The 23335-nt window shown below is 59.2% G+C and carries 22 protein-coding genes and 1 pseudogene; 9 read left to right on the top strand and 14 right to left on the bottom strand.

Features of this window, described 5'->3' with window-relative positions:
• Window positions 1-14: 14 nt before the first annotated feature.
• From ACWGZX_RS13605 to ACWGZX_RS13580, 6 genes are all read right to left on the bottom strand, one after another.
• A complete protein-coding gene (locus tag ACWGZX_RS13605; protein WP_452628660.1) occupies window positions 15-755 on the bottom strand; it encodes a hypothetical protein in 741 nt (246 codons plus the stop codon).
• A 56-nt stretch (window positions 756-811) separates the two neighbouring features.
• Window positions 812-1192 (bottom strand): RidA family protein, encoded by a 381-nt coding sequence (locus ACWGZX_RS13600; RefSeq protein WP_003229509.1) that lies wholly within the window; start codon window positions 1190-1192, stop codon window positions 812-814.
• A 25-nt stretch (window positions 1193-1217) separates the two neighbouring features.
• Window positions 1218-3323 (bottom strand): bifunctional GTP diphosphokinase/guanosine-3',5'-bis pyrophosphate 3'-pyrophosphohydrolase, encoded by a 2106-nt coding sequence (spoT, locus tag ACWGZX_RS13595; protein ID WP_223521205.1) that lies wholly within the window; start codon window positions 3321-3323, stop codon window positions 1218-1220.
• Between the two features lie 57 nt (window positions 3324-3380).
• Window positions 3381-3644, bottom strand: coding sequence for a DNA-directed RNA polymerase subunit omega (gene rpoZ, locus ACWGZX_RS13590; RefSeq protein ID WP_007894670.1), 264 nt, complete (start codon window positions 3642-3644; stop codon window positions 3381-3383).
• A gap of 167 nt (window positions 3645-3811) precedes the next feature.
• Window positions 3812-4432: a guanylate kinase gene (gmk, locus tag ACWGZX_RS13585; RefSeq protein WP_223521204.1), complete on the bottom strand. Its 621-nt coding sequence runs from the start codon at window positions 4430-4432 to the stop codon at window positions 3812-3814.
• A gap of 12 nt (window positions 4433-4444) precedes the next feature.
• Window positions 4445-5308, bottom strand: a complete 864-nt coding sequence (locus ACWGZX_RS13580; RefSeq protein WP_452628659.1) for a YicC/YloC family endoribonuclease — start codon at window positions 5306-5308, stop codon at window positions 4445-4447.
• A 269-nt stretch (window positions 5309-5577) separates the two neighbouring features.
• On the opposite strand from ACWGZX_RS13580, the gene rph reads away from it, so the two are divergent.
• From rph to gltS, 3 genes are all read left to right on the top strand, one after another.
• Entirely contained in the window at window positions 5578-6300 is a 723-nt protein-coding gene (rph, locus tag ACWGZX_RS13575; protein WP_071552787.1) for a ribonuclease PH, read from the top strand.
• Between the two features lie 28 nt (window positions 6301-6328).
• The gene (locus ACWGZX_RS13570; protein WP_452628658.1) at window positions 6329-6697 is read left to right on the top strand and encodes a DUF4870 domain-containing protein; all 369 of its coding nucleotides are present in this window, start codon (window positions 6329-6331) and stop codon (window positions 6695-6697) included.
• Between the two features lie 450 nt (window positions 6698-7147).
• Window positions 7148-8353 (top strand): sodium/glutamate symporter, encoded by a 1206-nt coding sequence (gene gltS / locus ACWGZX_RS13565; protein WP_452628657.1) that lies wholly within the window; start codon window positions 7148-7150, stop codon window positions 8351-8353.
• A 128-nt stretch (window positions 8354-8481) separates the two neighbouring features.
• Here gltS and ACWGZX_RS13560 read toward each other — a convergent pair whose 3' ends face one another.
• On the bottom strand, window positions 8482-9261 hold the full coding sequence (locus ACWGZX_RS13560; RefSeq protein WP_007934608.1) for an exodeoxyribonuclease III: 780 nt from the start codon (window positions 9259-9261) through the stop codon (window positions 8482-8484).
• Window positions 9262-9342: 81 nt separating this feature from the next.
• Between ACWGZX_RS13560 and pyrE the strand changes: the two genes are divergently transcribed.
• Window positions 9343-9987, top strand: coding sequence for an orotate phosphoribosyltransferase (gene pyrE, locus ACWGZX_RS13555; RefSeq protein ID WP_007943124.1), 645 nt, complete (start codon window positions 9343-9345; stop codon window positions 9985-9987).
• Between the two features lie 180 nt (window positions 9988-10167).
• Here the strand turns inward: pyrE and argB are convergent, their stop codons facing one another.
• The 4 genes and pseudogenes from argB to coaBC form a co-directional block, all read right to left on the bottom strand.
• Window positions 10168-11073: an acetylglutamate kinase gene (argB, locus tag ACWGZX_RS13550; RefSeq protein ID WP_046030681.1), complete on the bottom strand. Its 906-nt coding sequence runs from the start codon at window positions 11071-11073 to the stop codon at window positions 10168-10170.
• A gap of 39 nt (window positions 11074-11112) precedes the next feature.
• Window positions 11113-12489, bottom strand: a pseudogene (locus ACWGZX_RS13545) (phosphomannomutase/phosphoglucomutase); the annotation flags it as partial.
• 331 nt (window positions 12490-12820) lie between these two features.
• Entirely contained in the window at window positions 12821-13276 is a 456-nt protein-coding gene (gene dut / locus ACWGZX_RS13540) for a dUTP diphosphatase (protein WP_452628656.1), read from the bottom strand.
• A 5-nt stretch (window positions 13277-13281) separates the two neighbouring features.
• Window positions 13282-14490 (bottom strand): bifunctional phosphopantothenoylcysteine decarboxylase/phosphopantothenate--cysteine ligase CoaBC, encoded by a 1209-nt coding sequence (gene coaBC / locus ACWGZX_RS13535; protein WP_452629014.1) that lies wholly within the window; start codon window positions 14488-14490, stop codon window positions 13282-13284.
• 136 nt (window positions 14491-14626) lie between these two features.
• Between coaBC and radC the strand changes: the two genes are divergently transcribed.
• On the top strand, window positions 14627-15301 hold the full coding sequence (gene radC, locus ACWGZX_RS13530; protein WP_223521200.1) for a RadC family protein: 675 nt from the start codon (window positions 14627-14629) through the stop codon (window positions 15299-15301).
• A 131-nt stretch (window positions 15302-15432) separates the two neighbouring features.
• On the opposite strand, the gene ACWGZX_RS13525 is transcribed toward radC, so the two are convergent.
• Entirely contained in the window at window positions 15433-17022 is a 1590-nt protein-coding gene (locus ACWGZX_RS13525; protein WP_452628655.1) for an ABC transporter substrate-binding protein, read from the bottom strand.
• A gap of 445 nt (window positions 17023-17467) precedes the next feature.
• Between ACWGZX_RS13525 and rpmB the strand changes: the two genes are divergently transcribed.
• The gene (gene rpmB / locus ACWGZX_RS13520) at window positions 17468-17701 is read left to right on the top strand and encodes a 50S ribosomal protein L28 (RefSeq protein WP_007894701.1); all 234 of its coding nucleotides are present in this window, start codon (window positions 17468-17470) and stop codon (window positions 17699-17701) included.
• Window positions 17702-17712: 11 nt separating this feature from the next.
• Window positions 17713-17868: a 50S ribosomal protein L33 gene (rpmG, locus tag ACWGZX_RS13515; RefSeq protein WP_007894709.1), complete on the top strand. Its 156-nt coding sequence runs from the start codon at window positions 17713-17715 to the stop codon at window positions 17866-17868.
• A gap of 203 nt (window positions 17869-18071) precedes the next feature.
• Here rpmG and ACWGZX_RS13510 read toward each other — a convergent pair whose 3' ends face one another.
• On the bottom strand, window positions 18072-18434 hold the full coding sequence (locus tag ACWGZX_RS13510; RefSeq protein ID WP_452628654.1) for a cupin domain-containing protein: 363 nt from the start codon (window positions 18432-18434) through the stop codon (window positions 18072-18074).
• Between the two features lie 225 nt (window positions 18435-18659).
• Here ACWGZX_RS13510 and ACWGZX_RS13505 point away from each other — a divergent pair, with 225 nt between their 5' ends.
• Both ACWGZX_RS13505 and ACWGZX_RS13500 read left to right on the top strand, forming a co-directional pair.
• Window positions 18660-20153: an aldehyde dehydrogenase gene (locus ACWGZX_RS13505; RefSeq protein ID WP_452628653.1), complete on the top strand. Its 1494-nt coding sequence runs from the start codon at window positions 18660-18662 to the stop codon at window positions 20151-20153.
• A gap of 237 nt (window positions 20154-20390) precedes the next feature.
• Entirely contained in the window at window positions 20391-21533 is a 1143-nt protein-coding gene (locus ACWGZX_RS13500) for an MFS transporter (protein WP_452628652.1), read from the top strand.
• A 197-nt stretch (window positions 21534-21730) separates the two neighbouring features.
• Here ACWGZX_RS13500 and ACWGZX_RS13495 read toward each other — a convergent pair whose 3' ends face one another.
• A complete protein-coding gene (locus ACWGZX_RS13495; protein ID WP_452628651.1) occupies window positions 21731-23299 on the bottom strand; it encodes a phospholipase D family protein in 1569 nt (522 codons plus the stop codon).
• Between the last annotated feature and the right edge of the window lie 36 nt (window positions 23300-23335).

The raw sequence follows: 23335 nt of genomic DNA, 5'->3' as shown, positions 1-23335 counted from the left end.
GCTCTGGGCCCGGATTACTGCTTTTCCAGCACCCACTTGCGTTCACCCGCGGTGTACTGCGGCTGTTCGTCCGCCTGTGCGGTGTTCACCGCCTGGAGAATTTCCAGTTCCTTGCCCTTGCGCGCAAAGATCCAGGTGTTGCCTTGGCCGTTCAGTTGCAGCCACATGTTGTCGTTGCCGCCGCTCATCGACGCGCAATCACCGGCCAGGCACAGGGCATAACGATCAGCGCCCGGAAGACCGGCAATCTGGCCGTCGGCCTGGAATTGCACGGTATTGCCTTCGCCCTGACCGCTGACGATTTTCCAGCTGCCGCCCATGTAGGCCGAGTACAACGCACGTTCAAAGCTCGCGCCAATCGGTGCGCCTTCCGGTACCTGGACCTGCGCGCGGTCGAAGACTTGCTCCGACTCGTTCTCGGTCGCGGACTGGCTCATTTGCTTGCCGTCACGTTTCAGCTCACTGCCGGAGCTGCCGTAAAAGTCGATTTTCCAGGCGCCGGACTGTTCGCCCAGCAGCTTGCCGTCGACGTTTTCAAAACCATTGGTGTAGCGGGCCTGACTAGCCTTGGTGTTGATGTCCCATTCCAGGTTCGGGCCATAGGCCTGGAGCGCTTCGCGCAGGGGGCCGCCTTTGGCTGCTGCATCGATCGCCACCTGATTGATCCAGGTGCCGCTGATGTCACGGTCGGCAGGGTTGCTGGCACAACCGCCCAAGAGTAGGGCGACCAGCGAGAGAGCTAGCGCATGGCGCATGGTGGAATCCTTTCAAGGCAAGATCGGCGCAGCCTTTAGAAGGCTGCGCCGCACGTTTACTCGATGACCAGAATGGCATCCATTTCAACCTGCGAACCCTTTGGCAGGGCGGCCACGCCGATGGCGGCGCGGGCAGGGTAAGGCTGGTCAAAGTACTTGCCCATGATCTCGTTGACCTTGGCGAAGTGGCTCAGGTCGGTGAGGAAGATGTTCAGTTTGACGATGTCTTTGAAAGAACCACCGGCAGCTTCGGCCACGGCTTTGAGGTTCTCGAACACCTGGACGGTCTGGGCTTCGAAGCCTTCAACCAGTTCCATGGTTTTTGGGTCCAGAGGAATTTGACCTGACATGTAAACGGTGTTGCCAGCCTTGATCGCCTGGGAGTAAGTACCGATGGCGGCCGGGGCCTTGTCGCTGGTGATAACAGTCTTGGTCATGAATGACTCCTTGTAAGAGTGGGCTTTACGCACGCATGCGGGTGATGCGAATCACCCCGGTCAAGGCACGCAGTTTCTTGATCACGCGGGCCAGATGCACGCGGTCGTGCACGCTGACCACCAGTTGGACCACGCTGATGCGACCATCGCGTTCGTCCATGCTGATTTTTTCGATATTGCCATCGGCCGCGTTGACGCTGCTGGCCAGCAGCGCGATCAGGCCGCGTTGGTGTTCCAGCTCGACACGCAGTTCGACGTTGAATTCGCCGGTGACATCCTTGGCCCACGAGAGCTGAATGCATTTTTCCGGGTTGTGGCGGATTTCGCTGATGTTGCGGCAGTTGTCCAGGTGCACAACCATGCCTTTGCCGGCGGACAGGTGACCGACAATCGGGTCGCCCGGGATCGGTGTGCAGCACTTGGCGTAACTGAGTACCAGGCCTTCGGTGCCGCGAATCGCCAGCGGACCTTCCGGGCTTGGCAACTGTTCGCCTTCGCCGAGCAGGCGGCGGGCGACCACGTAAGCCATGCGATTTCCCAGGCCGATGTCTTCCAGCAAGTCTTCGATCAATTCGAGACGGTACTCGGCGAGCATCGCCTTGACGCGCTCGGCGGCGACTTTTTCCAGCGAGCTGTCGAAACCGTTCAGCACCTTGTTCAGCAGACGCTCGCCGAGACTGATGGACTCGGAGCGGCGTTGCAGTTTCAGCGCATGGCGGATGTGCGTCCGCGCCTTGCCGGTGACCACGAAGTTGAGCCATGCCGGGTTCGGCCGAGCGCCGGGAGCGCTGACGATCTCGACCGTGGAGCCGCTTTGCAGCGGTTCGGACAGCGGTGCGAGACGACGATTGATCCGGCAGGCAATGCAGCTGTTGCCCACGTCGGTGTGCACCGCGTAAGCGAAGTCGACCGCCGTGGAGCCTTTGGGCAGCTCCATGATCCGGCCTTTGGGCGTGAACACGTAGACCTCGTCCGGGAACAGGTCGATCTTCACGCTTTCGATGAATTCCAGCGAGTTGCCGGCCCGTTGCTGCATTTCCAGCACGCCTTTGACCCACTGGCGGGCGCGGGCATGCGTGCCTTTTGGCTGCTCATCGCCGCTGGATTTGTACAGCCAATGGGCGGCGATGCCGTTGTTGGCCATCTCTTCCATTTCACGGGTGCGGATCTGGATCTCGATCGGAACACCGTGCATGCCAAACAGCGTGGTGTGCAGCGACTGATAGCCGTTGGCCTTGGGGATCGCGATGTAATCCTTGAAGCGCCCAGGCAACGGTTTGTACAAATTATGCACAGCACCCAGCACGCGGTAGCAGGTGTCGACCTTGTCGACGATGATCCGGAACGCGTAAACGTCCATGATTTCGTTGAAGGCCCGACGCTTGCCGCGCATTTTCTTGTAGATGCCGTAGAGGTGTTTCTGACGACCGCTGACCTCGCCCTGAATGCCGTCGATGGCCAGGCAGTGGCTGAGGGACTCTTCGATCTTGTTGACGATTTCCTTGCGGTTGCCCCGGGCGCGTTTGACCGCCTGGTTGATCCGCGCGGAACGCATCGGGTGCATGGCCTTGAAGCCGAGGTCTTCGAATTCTATGCGGATGGCATGCATGCCCAGCCGGTTGGCGATGGGCGCATAGATTTCCAGGGTTTCCTTGGCGATCCGCCGGCGCTTTTCACCGGACAGGACTTCCAGCGTGCGCATGTTGTGCAAGCGGTCGGCGAGTTTGACCAGGATCACGCGAATGTCGCGTGCCATGGCCATGGCCATTTTCTGGAAGTTTTCGGCCTGGGCTTCAGCTTTGGTCTCGAAGTTCATCTGGGTCAGTTTGCTGACCCCGTCGACCAGTTCGGCCACGGTTTCGCCGAACTGCGCTTGTAGCGCCTCTTTGGCAATACCGGTGTCTTCGATCACGTCATGCAGCATGGCGGCCATCAGGCTTTGATGGTCCATGTGCATGTCGGCAAGAATATTCGCCACCGCAAGAGGATGCGTGACGTACGCCTCACCGCTACGTCGGCGTTGACCGTCGTGGGCTTGTTCGGCGTAGAAATACGCTCGGCGGACCAGGTTGACCTGGTCCTTGCCGAGGTAGGTCGATAAGCGATCGGCGAGGGCGTCTATGCTCGGCATGATAACTCCTGCCGTTCGCTATGACCCCGCGCCGTGCTACGTCGACCAGGCATAGGCTTAGACGGCCTCGTTGGACTCGTCCTCGAACGCTGCGAACAGCGGTTCGTCTTCGACGATTTCAGCATTGGCGATGAACTCGTAGCTCATCAGGCCTTCAGCGATTTCACGCAGCGCTACCACGGTAGGCTTGTCGTTTTCCCACTGAACCAGTGGCTCTTTGCCGCCGGTGGCCAGTTGACGGGCACGCTTGGTGGACAGCATGACCAGTTCAAAACGGTTTTCCACGTGGTTCAGGCAGTCTTCAACGGTTACGCGGGCCATGGTATTCCTCGGAGCGAATGCAATATGCGCGCTGCCCGGGTGGGCGAGCGGACTAGACAGTTTAAAAAATCACCAGCGATTAGGGAAGCGCTGATTTTTTGACCAAGCCCTTCAACGCGCTGCAAGTGCCAATGTAAAGCCCTTGCAGCGGTTTTGGGAAGTGCTGTTTAACCGAGCAATTCAGCCAAAAGTTTCCCGTTTCGCTGCTGCTGACGCTTTTGATGCAGCTGATTGGCGCGGAATATCGCCTGCAAATCGCTCAGCGCGTGGGCGAAATCGTCGTTGATGATCAGGTAGTCGTAGTCGACGTAGTGGCTCATTTCGCTGACGGCTTCACGCATCCGGCCATCTATAACCTCTTCGCTATCCTGGCCGCGATTGTTCAGACGCTGGTGCAAGGCTTGCAGGGACGGCGGCAGAATGAAGATCGAGCGAGCCTGGGGCATCAACTTGCGTACTTGCTCTGCACCCTGCCAGTCGATTTCCAGGATCAGGTCGTGGCCTTCGTCCAGCGTCTGCTGCAGATGGCTTTGCGAAGTGCCGTAGAGATTGCCGAACACCTCGGCGCGCTCCAGGAAATCCCCGTGCTCGATCATCTTCACGAAGTCGCTGCGGTCGACGAAGTGGTAATTCACGCCATTCACTTCACCGGGGCGCATGGCGCGGGTGGTATGGGAGACCGAGACACGGATCTCCTGATCTGCGTCGGTCAAGGCCTTGACCAGGCTGCTCTTGCCCGCGCCCGAAGGGGCGGAAATGATGTACAGGGTGCCGGTGCTGTGGGTCATGTCGGGTTTGCCTTACTCAATATTCTGCACTTGTTCGCGCATCTGCTCGATCAACACTTTGAGGTTGACCGCCGCTTGGGTGCTGCGCGGGTCGAAGGCTTTGGAGCCCAGTGTGTTGGCTTCGCGGTTGAGTTCCTGCATCAGGAAGTCCAGGCGCCGACCAGCAGCGCCGCCGGATTTGAGCACCCGGCGAACTTCGATGATGTGAGTACTCAGGCGATCCAGTTCTTCGGCGACGTCGCTCTTTTGCGCGAGCATGACCATTTCCTGCTCCAGCCGCTGCGGGTCCAGGTCGGCCTTCATGTCGGCGAAGCGGTCGAGGATTTTCTGGCGTTGGGTGGCGAGCATCTGCGGAACCAGTTCGCGCAGGGTGACGACGTCTTCTTCAATGGAGGTCAAGCGATCGTTGATCAGCCGTGCCAGCTCCGTGCCTTCGCGCTCGCGGCCAGCCTTGAGCTCTTTCAGGCCTTCGTTGAACAACGCCAATGCTTCGGCATTCAAGGCTTGCGGGTCGGTGGCATCTCCCACCAGCACGCCGGGCCAGGCCAGCACTTCCAGCGGGTTGAGCGCCGCTGGATTTTTGATCAGGCCGGCGATCGTCTCGGCGGCGGCGACCAATTGTGCGGCGCGCTCGCGGTCCACTTGCAGCGGTTTATCGGTGTTTTCTTCGGTGAAACGCAGGGTGCACTCAAGCTTGCCCCGGGAGATGCCCTGGCGCAGGGCCTCGCGGACTGCGCCTTCGAGGTCGCGAAAGGATTCCGGCAGGCGCAAGTGCGGCTCCAGGTAGCGGCTGTTGACCGAGCGCAGTTCCCAGCTCAGGGTGCCTTGGGTGCCAGCTTTTTCAACGCGGGCGAAGGCGGTCATGCTGTGCACCATGGAGGTACCTCGCAAGTCAGGTCGATGCGTTACCAAAGGTTTCGCGGACCCGATATCTGTGAATGAAAGCCGACAGGCAGCAAAGGCGCAGGATTGTAGCGCAGTGGGGCGGATGCGCCCAAACACACGCTGTGTCAAAGGGCTGCAAGCCGTCGGCAAAGCGCGGTTCAGGGCCTTCGGTCGTCGGGCGAATTTTTTAGAAGTGCCCAGTCGTGGCCGGCGGCTCTATAATGCTCGGCAGTTTTCCGTCCTCCGTACAGGTATTCCCTATGAAACGTCCAAGTGGTCGCGCTGCCGATCAGCTCCGCTCGATCCGCATTACCCGCAACTACACCAAACACGCCGAGGGTTCTGTACTGGTCGAGTTCGGTGATACCAAAGTCATCTGCACCGTCAGCGTCGAAAACGGCGTGCCGCGTTTCCTCAAAGGTCAGGGCCAGGGCTGGTTGACCGCCGAATACGGCATGCTGCCGCGCGCCACCGGCGAGCGTAACCAGCGTGAAGCGAGCCGTGGCAAACAAGGCGGCCGCACCCTGGAAATCCAGCGTCTGATCGGTCGCTCACTGCGCGCTGCGCTGGACATGTCCAAGCTGGGCGACGTTACCCTGTACGTCGACTGCGACGTGATCCAGGCTGACGGCGGCACCCGCACCGCGTCCATCACCGGCGCCATGGTTGCGCTGGTCGATGCCTTGAAAGTGATCAAGAAGCGCGGCGGCCTGAAAGGCGGCGACCCGTTGAAGCAAATGATCGCTGCCGTTTCCGTGGGCATGTATCAGGGCGAGCCTGTGCTTGACCTCGACTACCTGGAAGACTCGGCTGCCGAAACCGACCTGAACGTGGTGATGACCAGCACGGGCGGTTTCATCGAAGTCCAGGGCACTGCCGAAGGCGCACCATTCCAGCCTGAAGAGCTGAACGCTATGCTGGAACTGGCGAAGAAAGGCATGACCGAAATCTTCGACTTGCAGAAGGCTGCACTGGCCGACTGATCGGATGGAACCACACAAGGAGGGCGTTATGAGTGACGAGCAACAGGTTCTTCCCACCCCGAGCAAAGAAGTTCGGCAGTGGGCGATGTTTTGTCACTTGTCCGCCTTGCTGGGGATCTGGATTCCGTTCGGTACGCTGATCGGTCCGCTGATTCTCTGGCAAATGAAGCGCGAGATGGACCCGTTCATTGATGCGCAGGGCAAGGAAGCGCTGAACTTTCAGATCACCGTCGCCATTGCTTCCGCTATCTGCTTCTTGCTGATGGTGGTGATCGTCGGGTTCTTCCTGTTGGGTCTGGTCGCGATTGGTGCGTTGGTGCTGACGATCATTGCTGGCGTGAAGGCCAATGAAGGGTTTCCCTACCGTTACCCATTCACTTGGCGGTTGATCAAATAACGACCAGCGTGGCTCCCGTATTGAAAAGTCAGTGCGCACAAGCAACCCACAGCATTCAGACTGTGTGAAAACGCAGTTAGCCGCGGTTTAAAACAAATGCCCCGAACTCTCGGGGCATTTGTTTTGTAACAACAGATTAATTTCTCTAGCCATTTATGGCGGTTGCCATTTGCGGTATTCAGGCACCGTAAATATTTACCGCGCATGTATATATGTCGCTCTTACACTTTTAGTCACAACTGCAAAGCTTCAGCGCTGCCTATGCGCTGGCAACTCGACTTGGTGGTTGATAAAGTTGCCGCAAGTAAATTTCATCAAGAAATATTTCGATATATTCAGACCATTGACGGTCCTTGAATCTAAACCAATCAGTGTTGAGACAATCAACCTGTTCAAGGGGCGTGTCCAGGTGAAAAGTTCGCCCCTGAATATATATCCAAGAATATCCCAATGATTCAGCTCGATTTTTACGGAACACTTGTGGCCGCCTCTTTAGTACTGTTACTGGGACGCGGACTTGTCGCACGTGTTGGTTTTTTACGCACCTACAATATCCCGGAGCCCGTAGCAGGCGGCTTGGTGGTTGCCCTGGTTCTGTTGACTTTGCGAGTCTTTGACATTGAAGTCCGGTTTGATACTTCACTGCAGACTCCCTTGATGTTGGCGTTCTTTGCCACCATTGGCTTGAGTGCAGACTTCGCCAGCCTGAAGAAAGGCGGGCGTGTAGTGGGGGTTTTTCTACTGGTCGTCACTGGGCTTTTGGTGGTCCAGAATGCCATGGGCATCGGGCTCGCAAAGGCGTTGGGGCTCGATCCCTTGATGGGTCTGCTGACCGGCTCGATTACGTTGTCGGGCGGTCACGGTACAGGCGCTGCGTGGGGAGCGACGTTCAGTGAGAAGTTTGGTCTGGCTTCCGCCTCTGAACTTGCAATGGCCTCTGCGACGTTTGGCTTGGTGCTGGGCGGTTTGATTGGTGGTCCGGTCGCTCGCCTGCTCATCAAGCGTGTCCAGACACCCGGCTTTGAGCAAGAAAAACCACGGATGCCAAAGGGCTTTGAGCAGCCGAATAAAGAGCGCTCGATCACGCCATTTACGTTTATCGAGACACTCGCTCTGATCGCGGTCAGCCTGCTGGCAGGCTCTCTCCTGAATGGCGCGCTGCGCGAAACCGCATTTGAGTTGCCGACCTTCGTTTGTGTCTTGTTCGTGGGTGTGGTTTTACGGAACGGGCTTTCAGCACTTGGCTTGTATCGGGTGTTTGAGCGTGAAGTCTCCGTGCTGGGGAATGTCAGCTTGTCGCTGTTTCTGGCGATCGCCCTGATGTCGCTCAAGCTGTGGGATCTGGCTTCACTGGCTTTGCCGTTCTTCATCATCCTGGCTGCGCAAACGCTGGTCATGGCACTGTTTGCGATTTTCGTGACGTTCAGGGTCATGGGTAGCAACTACGATGCGGCGGTATTGGCGGCAGGGCACTGCGGTTTTGGTCTGGGTGCCACGCCAACGGCCATCGCCAACATGCAAGCAGTGACACAGCGCTACGGAGCTTCGCAGCTAGCGTTCCTGGTGGTGCCAATGGTGGGGGCTTTCTTCATCGACATCATTAATGTCATCGTGATCAAGTTGTACCTTGCGCTGCCGTTCTTTGCCGCTGCTTGAAGGTTCGATAACTGTTAACGATCCATAAAAAATGCCCGTATCTTGCGATACGGGCATTTTTTTGGCTGGCTGACTGCCGGATTTTCACAGGTCTGAGCGATGTCCGCTTTTTGTCTGCGAAACAGGGCTTAGATGGTCAGCGTCCAGTCGTAGTCCACGATCAGCGGTGCGTGCTGCGAGAACCGTGGCTGACGTGGCAGGCGTGCGCTGCGAACAAAGCGGCGCAGGCCTGGGGTCAGCAACTGGTAGTCGAAACGCCAGCCCAGGTTGAGCATCTCAGCCTGTTCGTTGTCCGGCCACCAGCTGTACTGGTCGCCTTCACGGCTGACTTCGCGCAGGGCATCGACATACCCCATGTTGCCGACAATCTCGTCCATCCAGGCACGTTCAGGTGCCAGGAAGCCCGGAGATTGCTGGCTGTCACGCCAGTTCTTGATATCCAGCTTCTGTTGCGCCACGTACAGCGAGCCACAGTAAATGTACTCGCGACGCTTGCGTCGCTGTTTATCCAGATAACGGGCGAAGTCGTCCATTAGCTTGAACTTCTGGTTCAAGTCTTCATCGCCGTTCTGCCCCGAAGGGAGCAGCAAGGTCGCGATGCTGACCTTGTCGAAATCGGCTTGCAGGTAACGCCCGTAGCGGTCGGCCGTCTCGAAGCCGAGACCGCTGATGACTGCCTTCGGTTGCAACCGCGAATACAAAGCCACGCCACCTTGGGCAGGAACTTCGGCTTCGCAGGCATAAAGGAAGTAGCCATCCAGTTGGAAGGCTGGATCGTCCAGTTCAAAGGCGGAGGCGCGGGTGTCCTGCAGGCAGATGACGTCGGCATTCTGTGCTTGCAGCCAACTGAGCAAACCACGCTCGACTGCAGCCTGAATACCATTGACGTTCACACTGATGATCCGCATAAATGGCCCCAAAAATCGCGTGCGTGTATGATACACGGCGTCAACCTAATTAGCTAAAGCCGTGGTATTTGGGGTTTTTTCATGCAAGCGTATCAGCGCGATTTCATTCGTTTTGCCATCGATCGCGGCGTTTTGCGCTTCGGTGAGTTCACCCTGAAGTCCGGGCGCACCAGTCCTTACTTCTTCAATGCCGGCCTGTTCAACACGGGCTCGGCCCTTGCGCAGCTGGGTCGTTTCTACGCGGCAGCCATCGTCGAGAGCGGTATTTCGTTCGACGTACTGTTCGGCCCAGCCTACAAAGGCATCCCGCTGGCAGCGACCACCGCCGTGGCCCTGGCCGAACATCACGAGCGCGATCTGCCGTGGTGTTTCAACCGCAAAGAAGCCAAGGCTCACGGCGAAGGCGGCAGCCTGGTCGGCGCACCACTGACCGGCGACGTGCTGATCATCGACGACGTGATCACCGCCGGCACCGCGATTCGTGAAGTGATGCAGATCATTGCATCCCAGGACGGCGCCAAGGCCAAGGGCGTATTGATCGCCCTGAACCGTCAGGAGCGTGGTAACGGAGAATTGTCGGCGATCCAGGAAGTGGAGCGTGACTTCGGCATTCCGGTGATCAGCATCGTTTCACTGAATCAGGTGCTGGAATTCCTGGCGGACGATCCGCAGCTCAAGCAGCATTTGCCAGCCGTAGAGGCGTACCGCGCACAGTTCGGCGTTTGATCCGGATTTTGCACTGCCTCCATGACCGCATCGCTGGCAAGCCAGCTCCTACACGAACGGTGATATCTCTGTAGGAGCCGGCTTGCCGGCGATTGGGGCACCGCGGTTTATCAGGTGAATACCGATGCAAAAAAAGACCCCGCTCAGCCAGGCTGAGCGGGGTCTTTTTGTATGTACTGCTTAAGGGCGCTTGCGATTACTGATCAACGTACCCACACCAGTATCGGTGAAGATCTCCAGCAAAATCGCATTCGGAACCCGACCATCAATGATCAACGAGCTACCAACACCGCCCTGAACCGCTTCCAGCGCGCAACGGATCTTCGGCAGCATGCCGCCATAGATGGTGCCGTCGGCGATCAAATCGTCGACTTGCTGGGTGGTCAGGCCGGTCAAGACCGTGCCCGACTTGTCCATCAGGCCGGCGATGTTGGTCAGCAGCATCAGCTTTTCAGCTTTCAACGCTTCGGCGACTTTACCGGCCACCAGGTCGGCGTTGATGTTGTAGGACTCACCGTTGGCGCCAACACCGATGGGCGCGATTACCGGGATGAAATCGCCTTTTACCAGCAGGTTCAGCAGATCGGTGTTGATGCCGACTACTTCGCCAACATGGCCGATGTCGATGATTTCCGGTTGGGTCATCTCCGGGGTCTGGCGGGTGACGGTGAGCTTTTTCGCGCGAATCAGCTCGGCGTCTTTACCGGTCAGGCCGATGGCGCTGCCGCCGTGACGGTTGATCAGGTTGACGATGTCCTTGTTGACCTGACCGCCGAGGACCATTTCCACCACGTCCATGGTCGCGGCGTCGGTGACGCGCATGCCATCGACAAAGTGGCTCTCGATCGACAGACGCTTGAGCAGGTCGCCGATTTGCGGGCCGCCACCGTGAACCACCACCGGGTTAATGCCCACGGCTTTCATCAGCACGATGTCGCGGGCGAAGCCGGTTTTCAGCTCCTCGCTTTCCATCGCGTTGCCGCCGTATTTGATCACCAGCGTCTTGCCGACATAGCGGCGAATGTAAGGCAGCGCTTCGGACAGGACCTTGGCGGTGTTGGCGGCGGCTTCGCGTTCGAGGGTCATTCAGGGCTCCGGCACTTCAATAAAATGCGCTTCAATCAATCAAAACGGTAGTTGGAGGTCAGGTGCAACACGTTTCAGCTGGGTGTGGAACACGTCCTTGATGCGCTGCAATTCAGCTTCATCATCGGCCTCGAAACGCAGCACCAGCACCGGTGTGGTGTTGGAGGCGCGCACCAGGCCCCAGCCTTTGGCGTAGTCGACTCGCACGCCGTCGATGGTGGTCAGGTCAGCGCCTTCGCCCCACTTCGCATCGTGCAGTGCATCAATGATGCTGAATTTGCTCTCTTCGGTCACATGGATATTGATTTCAGGCGTAGAAATATCGTTCGGGAAGGTCGCAAACAGCTCTTCCGCGGTGGATTTTTCCTTGCTGAGGATTTCCAGCAGCCGTGCGGCGCTGTAAATGCCATCGTCGAAACCGAACCAGCGCTCCTTGAAGAAGATGTGCCCGCTCATTTCACCGGCCAACAGCGCGCCGGATTGCTTCATTTTCTTTTTGATCAACGAGTGACCGGTCTTCCACATTAACGGACGACCGCCATATTCCTTGATCAACGGAACCAGGCGACGGGTGCATTTGACGTCGAAGATGATTTCCGCATCAGGGTTGCGTGCCACAACATCACGGGCGAACAGCATCAGCAAGCGGTCCGGGTAGACGATGCTGCCGGTGTTGGTCACCACGCCAACGCGGTCGCCGTCGCCGTCAAAGGCCAGGCCGATGTCGGCCTTGGTTTCCTTGACCTTGGCGATCAGGTCGACGAGGTTTTCAGGTTTGCCCGGATCCGGATGGTGGTTCGGGAAGTTGCCGTCGACTTCGCAGAACAGCGGGATGACTTCGCAATTCAGCGCTTCGATCAGTTGCGGGGCGATCACGCCGGCCGCGCCGTTGCCGCAGTCGACCACGACTTTCAGGCGACGGGCCAGTTTGATGTCCTGGACGATTTCGGTGTTGTAGCGGTCGAGGATTTCGACCTTGGTCACGCTGCCTTTGCCGCTGCTCAGGTTGTGGGTCTTGAGGCGGTCGTGCAGGGCCTGGATCTGTTCGTTGGCCAGGGTGTCGCCAGCGATGACGATCTTGAAGCCGTTGTAGTTCGACGGGTTGTGGCTGCCGGTGAGCATCACCCCGGATTTACCGGCGAGTACGTTGGCGGCGTAGTACAGCGCAGGCGTTGGCACCAGGCCGACGTCGCTGACATGGCAACCGGCATCGGCCAGGCCTTTGATCAGTTGTTCGACCAGTTCCGGACCGGACAGGCGGCCGTCGCGACCAACGGAAACGTTGGGCTCGTCCTGAGCCAGGCTCTGGGCGCCGATGGCGCGACCGAGCCAGTAAGCGGTTTCAGCGTTCAAGAATTCCGGGACGGTGCCACGAATGTCGTAGGCGCGAAAGATGCTGTCGGGGAACTTGGGTGCGACTTGGGCGGGGGTGTTCATCTGTAGGAATGCTCCATCTCGAAAGTGACTGGACAGGCCTGCCTGGTACGCTTCGGCCGGCTCAAACTGAAGGGTATGACGGCGTTTTCCACAGAGAGTTCGTGGTGCGAAAAGGCCATGCCACTAACTCCGGCAAGTATATGGCCGGTAATGCCTTGATTTTCAGCAATAAAACTTTCAAATGAAGCTTGTGCTACCTCAGCAACAAACCTGTGGGAGCGAGCCTGCTCGCGATAGCGGACTGACAGACAATATCTGTGTTGAATGTACTGCCGTCATCGCGAGCAGGCTCGCTCCCACAATGAAGTCATCAATGGCTGCCGGAATGTCCGAAACCGCCTGTGCCGCGCTGGGTTTCGACGAATTCTTCGACCATCTCGAAATGCGCTTGAACCACCGGCACCAACACCAATTGAGCCAGGCGCTCCCCGACCACCATGTTGAAATCAGTCTGGCCACGGTTCCAGCAGGACACCATCAGCGGGCCCTGATAATCGGAGTCGATCAAGCCGACCAGGTTGCCCAGCACGATGCCGTGCTTATGACCCAGGCCAGAGCGCGGCAGAATCAGTGCAGCCAGGTCCGGATCACCGATGTAGACCGACAGGCCGGTCGGGATCAGCACGGTTTCACCCGGTTTGATGACAGTGTCTTTTTCCAGCATGGCGCGCAGGTCGAGGCCGGCGGAGCCTGGCGTGGCGTATTGCGGCAGCGGGAAGTCAGTACCGATGCGGGGGTCGAGGATCTTGGCTTGCAAAGCGTGCATGTAAATTAAACCTGGTTCAGACGTTCGGCGATAAAAGTGATCAGCTGGCGAGCAATCTTGCTCTTGCTGGTCTGGGCGAAAATTGTGGCGTGAAGCTCACGGTCGATCACGCTGCAGGCGTTTTCTTCGCTGTTGAAACCAATGCTCGGGTTGGCGACGTCGTTGGCGACGATCAAATCGAGGTTCTTGTCTTTCAACTTGCGGGCAGCGTAGTCGAGCAAGTGTTCGGTTTCGGCAGCGAAACCGACACTGAACGGACGGTCGGGGCGCGTGGCGATGGTGGCCAGGATGTCCGGGTTGCGCACCATCTGTAGCAACAAGCCGTCGCCGTTCGTAGGGTCTTTCTTGAGTTTCTGTGGGGCGACGACTTCCGGGCGGTAGTCCGCGACCGCTGCCGAGGCGATAAACAGGTCGCAAGGGATCGCGGCTTCGCAGGCGGCGAGCATGTCGCGGGCGCTGACCACGTCGATGCGCGTGACGCGATCCGGCGTTGGCAGGTGCACCGGGCCTGTGATCAGGGTTACGCGGGCACCGGCTTCTACCGCGGCTTCGGCCAGGGCGAAGCCCATTTTCCCGGAGCTGTGGTTGGTGATGTAACGCACCGGGTCGATGTTTTCCTGGGTCGGCCCGGCGGTGATCAGCACGTGTTTGCCGGTCAGCGCCTGGCGCTGGAAGCAGTCCGCCGCGCACTGGGCGAGTTCGACGGCTTCGAGCATGCGGCCTAGGCCAACGTCGCCGCAGGCCTGGCTGCCGGAGGCCGGACCGAAGGCTTTGATGTCGCGGCTTTCGAGGGTTTGCAGGTTGGCCTGGGTCGCCGGATCGCGCCACATGGCCTGGTTCATCGCCGGGGCGACAGCGACCACGGCGTCGGTGGCCAGCACCAGCGTGGTCAGCAAGTCGTCGGCAATGCCCTGTGCCAGACGGGCGATCAGGTCCGCGGTGGCGGGGGCGATCAGCACCATGTCGGCCCATTTCGCCAGCTCGATGTGGCCCATCGCGGCTTCTGCTGCCGGGTCCAGCAAATCGAGGTGAACCGGGTGCCCGGACAAGGCCTGCATGGTCAGCGGAGTAATGAACTCGCTGCCGCCACGGGTCATGACCACGCGCACTTCGGCGCCCTGGTCGATCAGGCGGCGAACCAGATCGGCACTCTTGTAGGCAGCAATGCCGCCGCCGACGCCCAGAACGATGCGTTTCCGATACAGCCGCTGCATAGGTCTGCCTTTCATTTCGTTAATGACTGCATGGCGAGACCCCCTCCCCAGGGATGAAATCGCCAGCAAAAAAGATGGGCTACGATATCACAGCGACCGCTACGGAACAGCGGCGCCCATATTCCAGGGAGGTGCTATGAGTATTCGTGATTGGCCGGCGGCGGAGCGACCGCGGGAGAGGCTGCTTGAATTGGGCTCGGCAAGTCTTTCAGACGCCGAATTGCTGGCGATTTTTTTACGGACCGGCGTGTCGGGTAAAAGCGCGGTAGACCTGGCTCGACACCTGTTGAATCAGTTTGGCAGCCTGCGCTCATTGCTTGAGGCCGATCAAGTCGCGTTCAGCAGGCAACTGGGGCTCGGGCCAGCGAAATTCGCTCAGTTGCAAGCGGCGCAGGAGATGGGCCGGCGGCATTTGGCCGAGTGCGCACGCAAAAAATCAGCGCTGGAAAATCCGCAGGCCGTTCGGGATTACCTGAAATCGATGCTGCGTCACGAGCCCCACGAGGTGTTCGGCTGTCTGTTTCTGGATTCCAGGCATCAAGTGCTGACTTTTGAAGTGCTATTTCGCGGCTCCATCGACAACACCAGCGTTTATCCGCGCCAAGTGGTCAAGCGTGCTTTAGCTCACAACGCCGCTGCGCTGATCCTGTGCCACAACCATCCGTCGGGCAACTCCGACCCCAGCCAGGCCGACCGATTGCTGACCAAGCGCCTGCAGGAGGCGCTGGGCCTGATCGATGTGCGGGTGCTCGACCATTTCATCATCGGAGACGGCGACCCGCTGTCCATGGCCGAGTACGGGTGGATGTAGGAGGAGGGGGAGTCAAGCAAGATCCTGTAGGAGCTGGCTTGCCAGCGAAAGCGGTGTGTCAGTCACATCGATGCTGGATGTGCCGCCGCCTTCGCTGGCAAGCCAGCTCCTACAAGGATTTGTGTTGGTGCTTATGGCTTGAGGTTGACCTTCGAGTAATCCTGGCGGCCGAACGGGCTGACCGCGTAACCCTCGACATCCTTGCGCGTCAGCGCAAACGCCGTCGGGTGCGCCAGCGGCAGCCACAGCGCCTGCTGCTGGATCTGTGTCTGCGCCTGCTCATAGAGCTTGGTGCGCACACCTTGCTCACCAGTGGTCTTGCCAGCACTGATCAGCTTGTCCAGGTCCTGATTGCAGTAGCGGGCGAAGTTGGTGCCGGACTTGACCGCTGCGCAGGAAAACTGCGGTGTGAGGAAGTTGTCCGGGTCGCCGTTGTCGCCGGCCCAGCCCATGAACAACAGGTCATGCTCGCCGGCCTTGGCGCGGCGGATCAGCTCGCCCCACTCGATGACGCGGATTTCGGCCTGAATACCGATTTGCGCGAGGTCGGACTGCAGCAGTTGAGCGCCGAGGCTCGGGTTGGGGTTCAGCGTGCTGCCGGAAGGGCGGGTCCAGATGGTGGTCTGAAAGCCATCCTTGAGGCCAGCCTTGGCCATCAATGCCTTGGCCTTCTCAACGTTGTGCGGGTAACCCGGCAAGCTTTTGTCGTAGCTCCAGGTGTTCGGTGGGTACGGGCCTTTGGCGGGCTCGGCGGTGTCTTCGAACACGGCTTTGACGTAGCTGGCCTTGTCGAAGGCGAGGTTGATCGCCTGGCGCACTTCCGGCTTGTCCAGCGGAGGATGTTGGCTGTTGATACCGACGAACGCGGTCATGAACGCGTCGGTTTTTTCCACTTTAAGCTCTGGCTCTTTCAGTGCGGCCTGTACGTCCAGAGGCTTGGGCGACAGGGCGATCTGGCACTCATTGCGACGCAATTTCTGCAAGCGCACGTTGGCGTCCGGGGTGATCGCGAAGATCAACGGGTCCACCGAAGGTTTGCCGCCGAAGTAGTCCGGGTTGGCCTTGTAGCGAATCGACGCGTCTTTCTGGAAGCGCGTGAACACGAACGGGCCGGTGCCGATTGGCTGGCTGTTGAGTTTTTCCGCCGTGCCGGCCTTCATCAGCTTGTCGGCGTACTCGGCGGAGTAGATCGAGGCGAACCCCATGCTCAGGGTCGCGAGGAAGGTCGAGTCCGGGTGGTCGAGGGTGAAACGTACGGTCAGCGGGTCCAGTGCGTCGATCTTCTTGATCAACACGGGCAATTGCATCGATTGCGCATGCGGGAAGCCGCTCTGGGCGACTTTGTGCCACGGGTTGGCCGGGTCGAGCATGCGCTCGAAGCTGAAGATCACGTCTTCGGCGGTAAGGTCACGCGTCGGGCTGAAGTATTCCGTGCGGTGGAATGGCACCTGCGGATGCAGTTTGAACACGTAGGTCAGGCCATCGGGCGTGACCTCCCAGCTGTCCGCAAGGCTGGCGACCACTTTGCCGCTGGCGGTGTCGAAGTCTACCAGGCGGTTCATCAGCACGTCGGCCGAGGCGTTGGTGGTGGTCAGCGAGTTGTACTGCACCACGTCGAACCCTTCAGGACTGGCCTCGGTGCAGACAGTCAGGGCCGCAGCCATGGCCTGTGGGCTCAGCAGCAATGGGGCGAGCAAGAGGGGTAAGGCAGCGAGGCGCATGGTCGGATTCCTTTACAGATCGAAGGCCCATCTGCAAGTGCAGTCTGGAAAAGGCTTACCCTAGTAGGCTCTTTTGCAAATGACTATCCCCTTTTTCATTTTAAGGGGAGTATGTGCGATTGTTTTCAGTGGGCATGGGCTGAAAAAATCCTGAATCGGCGGGTTGGCCGATTCTCTGCGACGAGTGGTCTTTATCGACGATAGCCTTTATCCAAGGCGCTCGTGGCCAGAAAAACGGGGTTTTTATGAAGTCTGTGCACACGGAATGTTGTTGCTCTCCAGTCTTTCTGGTATAAAGCAGCGCTCTTTTCTAGGGGCCCGGTTCCTTCACTGTAGGTGTAGCCGGTAAGACCTCTAAAGAAACGCGGCGCCTGGCGCCAAATGACTGAGAGATTAAGCGGCCAACCCATGCCGGGTTGGGCATGTGGTTTTAGAGGGCTGAGGCATGTCGAGAGTATGTCAAGTTACCGGTAAGGGTCCGGTGACTGGGAATAACATTTCCCACGCAAACAACAAAACCCGTCGTCGTTTCCTGCCGAACCTGCAGCATCACCGCTTCTGGGTTGAAGAAGAGAAACGTTTCGTGCGTCTGCGCGTATCTGCCAAAGGCATGCGTATCATCGACAAGCGTGGCATCACTGTCGTGCTGGCCGAAATCCGCAAAGCCGGCAAGATCTAAGGGAGCTAATCATGCGTGAATTGATTCGTTTGATTTCGAGCGCCGGTACTGGTCACTTCTACACTACCGACAAGAACAAGCGTACTACCCCGGACAAAATCGAGATCAAGAAATTTGATCCGGTTGTTCGCAAGCACGTGATCTACAAAGAAGGCAAAATCAAGTAATTGATTTTTCCCTCTTACGAAAAAGGCCCGTATCGCGAGATACGGGCCTTTTTTGTTGCCTGGATTTTCTGGTGCCTGTCAGGGCCTCATCGCGGGCAAGCCATGCTCCTACAGTGATCTGTGTCGATCACAAAACCTGTGGGAGCGTGCGGTGCGACGATTCGACTTGCCCGCGATGAGGCCGGCCGGGACAACCCAAATCCTCAGGCCTTCTGCTCAAACGCCACATAAATCTTGCGGCACGGCTCCAGCACTTCCCAGGTGCCCCGGAACCCGGCCGGAATCACGAAGCGGTCACCTGCGCGCAGGGTTTTGCTGTTGCCGTCGTTGTCACGCAGCACTGAAACCCCTTGAACGATTTCGCAGTATTCGTGTTCGGTGAAATTCACGGTCCATTGCCCGACTGCACCTTCCCAAACGCCAGCATTCAACTGCCCGCACGGGCTGTTGTAGTGGTTGTACACCGCTTGTTCCGGGTCGCCCTTGAGGACTTTCATCGGGTCCGGCCGATAGCGCTCGGGCGCGGTCGTGGCCTGGCTGAAGTCGACGACATTCTGGATATTCATTGTTGTAATTTCCCGTGATTGCCTGAAAGACCAAAGTCTATGTTTATTAAAATGAACATCGCAAGGCCGTTTGACGGCCTTATGTCAAATATATTGAAACTTCACCTGCCGCTGGTTTAGGGTGACAGTTGCCTTGGGCCGAAAAGCAGGCTGGCCGGGCAGAATTCCTGACAGCGCCCGCGAAGACCGCGCAGCGTTCGTATTCAATAAGAGGAGGACACTCGAATGACCACCCTGACTCGTGCCGATTGGGAGCAACGGGCTCGCGATCTGAAGATCGAAAGCCGCGCCTACATCAATGGCGAATACACCGATGCTGTCTCCGCCGAGACCTTCGAGTGCATCAGCCCGGTCGATGGCCGTCTGCTGGGCAAGATTGCCAGTTGTGACGCCGCCGACGCCCAGCGCGCTGTTGAAAACGCTCGCGCCACCTTCAATTCCGGCGTCTGGTCGCGCCTGGCGCCGACCAAACGCAAAGCCACCATGATCCGTTTCGCCGGCCTGCTGAAGCAGAATGCTGAAGAGCTGGCGCTGCTTGAAACCCTGGACATGGGCAAGCCGATCAGCGATTCCCTGTACATCGACGTTCCCGGCGCGGCGCAAGCCCTGAGCTGGAGCGGCGAAGCCATCGACAAGATCTACGACGAAGTCGCAGCCACTCCGCACGATCAGCTGGGTCTGGTGACTCGCGAGCCGGTCGGTGTCGTCGGCGCCATCGTGCCGTGGAACTTCCCGTTGATGATGGCTTGCTGGAAACTCGGCCCGGCGCTGTCCACCGGTAACTCGGTGATCCTCAAGCCCTCCGAAAAATCGCCGCTGACGGCTATTCGCATCGCGGCACTGGCCGTTGAAGCCGGCATTCCGAAAGGCGTGCTGAACGTGCTGCCAGGTTACGGTCACACCGTCGGCAAGGCCCTGGCCCTGCACAACGACGTGGACACCCTGGTGTTCACCGGTTCGACCAAGATCGCCAAGCAGCTACTGATCTACTCCGGTGAGTCGAACATGAAGCGCGTCTGGCTCGAAGCCGGCGGCAAGAGCCCGAACATCGTGTTCGCCGACGCCCCGGACCTGCAAGCCGCTGCCGAAGCCGCTGCCGGCGCCATCGCCTTCAACCAGGGCGAAGTGTGCACCGCCGGTTCGCGCCTGCTGGTCGAGCGTTCGATCAAGGATAAATTCCTGCCGCTGGTGATCGAGGCCCTGAAAACCTGGAAACCGGGCAACCCACTGGATCCGGCGACCAACGTCGGCGCGCTGGTCGATACCCAGCAGATGAACACAGTGCTGTCCTACATTGAGTCGGGTCATGCCGATGGCGCCAAACTGGTGGCCGGAGGCAAGCGCACGCTTCAGGAAACCGGTGGCACTTACGTTGAGCCGACGATTTTCGACGGTGTGAGCAATGCGATGAAAATCGCTCAGGAAGAAATCTTTGGGCCAGTGTTGTCGGTCATTGCTTTCGACACCGCCGAAGAAGCTATCGCGATTGCCAACGACACGCCGTACGGCCTCGCCGCAGCGGTGTGGACCAAGGACATCTCCAAGGCTCACCTGACCGCCCGTGCGCTGCGTGCGGGTAGCGTTTGGGTCAACCAGTACGATGGTGGCGACATGACCGCGCCGTTCGGTGGCTTCAAGCAGTCCGGTAACGGCCGCGACAAGTCGCTGCACGCGTTCGACAAGTACACCGAGCTGAAGGCGACCTGGATCAAGTTGTAAGTCGGTTTTCTTAACGACGTAGATCCCTTGTGGGAGCGAGCCTTTGTGGTGAGGGGGGCTTGCCCCCGTTCGGCTGCGTAGCAGGCGCAAAACCATTGCACGCGACGTACCTGATACGCCGCAATCGCTGGTTTTGGGGCCGCTCCGCGACCCAACGGGGGCAAGCCCCCTCGCCACAAAGGCTCGCTCCCACATTGGTTTGTGTCGTGCCAAAAAATATCCACAGGAGCGTGGAAGATGCGTTGGGCGACTTATTTCGCCGTGTTGGCGTCTGTCTTGAGTGTCGGCCTGGCCTTGGGCGTCAGCATGCCGCTGGTATCGTTTCGCCTGGAAAGCTGGGGTTACGGCTCGTTCGCTATCGGCGTGATGGCCGCTATGCCGGCCATTGGCGTCTTGCTGGGGGCGAAGATCTCCAGCCATCTGGCCGCGCGTCTGGGCACGGCCAATCTGATGCGCCTGTGCTTGTGGGCCGGGGCGTTGTCCATCGGTTTGCTGGCGTTGTTGCCGAGTTACCCGATCTGGCTGGTATTGCGGCTGATGATCGGGGTGATCCTGACGCTGGTGTTCATTCTCGGTGAAAGCTGGATCAACCAACTTGTAGTCGAACAGTGGCGGGGGCGGCTGGTGGCGCTGTATGGCTGCAGCTATGCGCTGAGCCAACTCGCCGGGCCTGTGTTGCTGGGCGTTCTGGGCACTGAACACGATTACGGATTTTGGGTGGGTGTCGGCTTGCTGATGACGGCACCGTTGCTGTTGTTGGGTCGCAGCGGTGCGCCCACCAGCGAAGCGAGTGGGGTGACATTCGGCGATTTGTGGGTTTTCTGTCGTGGCCTGCCGGCGATTGCCTGGGCGGTGTCGCTGTTCGCCGCGTTCGAGGCGATGATCCTGACCTTGTTGCCGGTGTATTGCCTGCGTCAGGGCTTCACCACGGAAATTGCCCTGGCGATGGTCAGTACCGTGGTGGTCGGTGATGCGTTGCTGCAATTGCCGATTGGTGCGCTGGCGGATCGCTTGTCGCGCCGCACGCTGTTCACTGGCTGCGCCGTGGTCTTGCTGCTGTCGAGCCTGGCGATCCCGTTGTTGATCGACACGCTGCTGATCTGGCCGTTGTGGGTGCTGTTTGGCGCCAGTGCGGGCGGTTTGTTCACCTTGTCACTGATCCTGATCGGCGAGCGCTATCGCGACGATGCGCTGGTACGCGCCAATGCCCATATCGCGCAGCTGTGGGGGATCGGTTGCCTGGTCGGACCGTTGGCGGCGGGGGCGGGGAGTCAGTGGATCAGCGGGCATGCGCTGCCGTTGCTGATGGCTGCCGGTGCGTTTGGCTTGGTGATTCTGCTGATGCGACAGGGCGCGTTCGGCGCAGTGCAGCCGGCCTAAAGGCGAACACCCACCTGTGGTGCAGGGCTTTTGTGGCGAGGGGGCTTGCCCCCGTTCGGCTGCGCAGCAGTCGCAAAATCAACCAGCGCAGTGACCCAGGCAGAATGCAATGGCAGTCTTTAGCACTGCTGCGCAGCGCAACGGGGGCAAGCCCCCTCACCACAAAGGCTCACTCCTACAGAGGTTTTTGTCGTTTGTTAGAGCATCCGCTCCAGGCCGACGGTGGTGCTCATCCATGCGTTGAAGCGTCTCCACCAGCTCCCCGGTTCCCTGGTCAGGGTGTGTAGCTTGCCGTCGTCTTCGGTGACCCACACAACCTGACCATCCTCCAGCTTCGCCTCATAGCTCAGCGTTGGCGCCATGCCCTGCATGGCCAGTTCGCGGACTTGCGCAGCCAGTTCGGGACTGTCCACCAGCACCCCGACTTCGGTGTTCCACAGCACAGAGCGCGGATCGAAATTGAACGAGCCAACGAAGGATTTCTGCTGGTCGAAGATCATCGCCTTGCTGTGCAGGCTGGAGTCGGAACCCTGGTAGGTGGAGCGTCCGAAAAAATGCGGCCCGCTGCCTCCGCCTTTACCCGGTTGGCGGCGCAGTTCGTACAACTTCACGCCGTGTTCCAGCAGCGCCTTGCGATACGGCGCATAGCCGCCATGTACGGCGGGTACGTCCGTGGCCTCCAGTGAGTTGGTCAGCAAACTCACGGATACCCCGGCATCGGCGCGACCGGTCAGGTACACCAGGCCCGGCTGGCCGGGGACGAAATAGGCCGAGGTCATGATCAGCTCTTTGCTCACGCCGTTGAGCTCAGGTGCCAGTTGCGTCGTCAGCAACAAGTGCGGGTCCGGCTCGCCGTCGGCCAGCACCTTGCTCGGTGCATCCCACAACGCCTGACTCCAGGCCCAGATCAATTCTCGACGCCAGATGTCCAGGCGCGGGTGCGTCTTGAAAGTCATCAGTTGTTGATACAGCGCATGGTTTTGTTTGCGCGTGTCAGCGAGCGATTCCTCCAGTCGGGTCCGAGTGTTTTGCAGGTCCTGGGCCGTCGGTTTGCTGGACAGGAATTGTTCGATCGGCTTGCTCAGCGCGCTGTTCCAGTACTGATCAAAACTGTGCCCGAGTTGTTCGGCTACCGGACCGACGCCGAGCAGGTCGATGTCGGTGAAGTTCAGGTTGGGCTCGGCATCGAAATACTCGTCGCCCAGATTACGCCCGCCCACGATCGCCATGCTGTTGTCCGCCAGCCACAGCTTGTTGTGCATGCGCCGGTGTTGCTGTGACAGGTTGAACAGGCGGCCCATGGTTCGCGTCACGCCGGTGCTGCGACCCAGGTGCAACGGGTTGAACACGCGGATCTGAATGTGCGGGTGCGCGGCCAGGGTGGCGATGAGCTGATCCAGGCCGTCGCTGGTGGTGTCGTCGAGCAGGACCCTGACGCGCACGCCGCGATCAGCCGCTTTGAGCAGTTCCTCCACCAGCATCCGCGTGCTGATGCCGTCTTGCACGATGTAGTACTGCAAATCGAGGCTGCTTTGCGCGTTGCGGATCAGTTCGGCGCGGGCCGTGAAGGCTTCGGTGCTGTCAGATAGCAAGCGAAAGCCCGACTGGCCCTGATGCGGCGCGGCCTGCGCCTGGACCGAACGACCGAACGCCGAGTCACTGGCGGGCAGCGCCTGACTTGGCTGGCGCTGAACATCAACGCTGGCGCAGCCGCTGAGGAACGAGGCGAATAGCAGAAGAGCGGGCAGGGACTGTCTGACTCTCACGTGGGAACGTTCCGATTGGCGGCAGGTGTCGGCATA

This window comes from Pseudomonas sp. CLCA07 (assembly GCF_053615335.1).
This window is presented reverse-complemented; position numbering and strand designations above follow the sequence as displayed.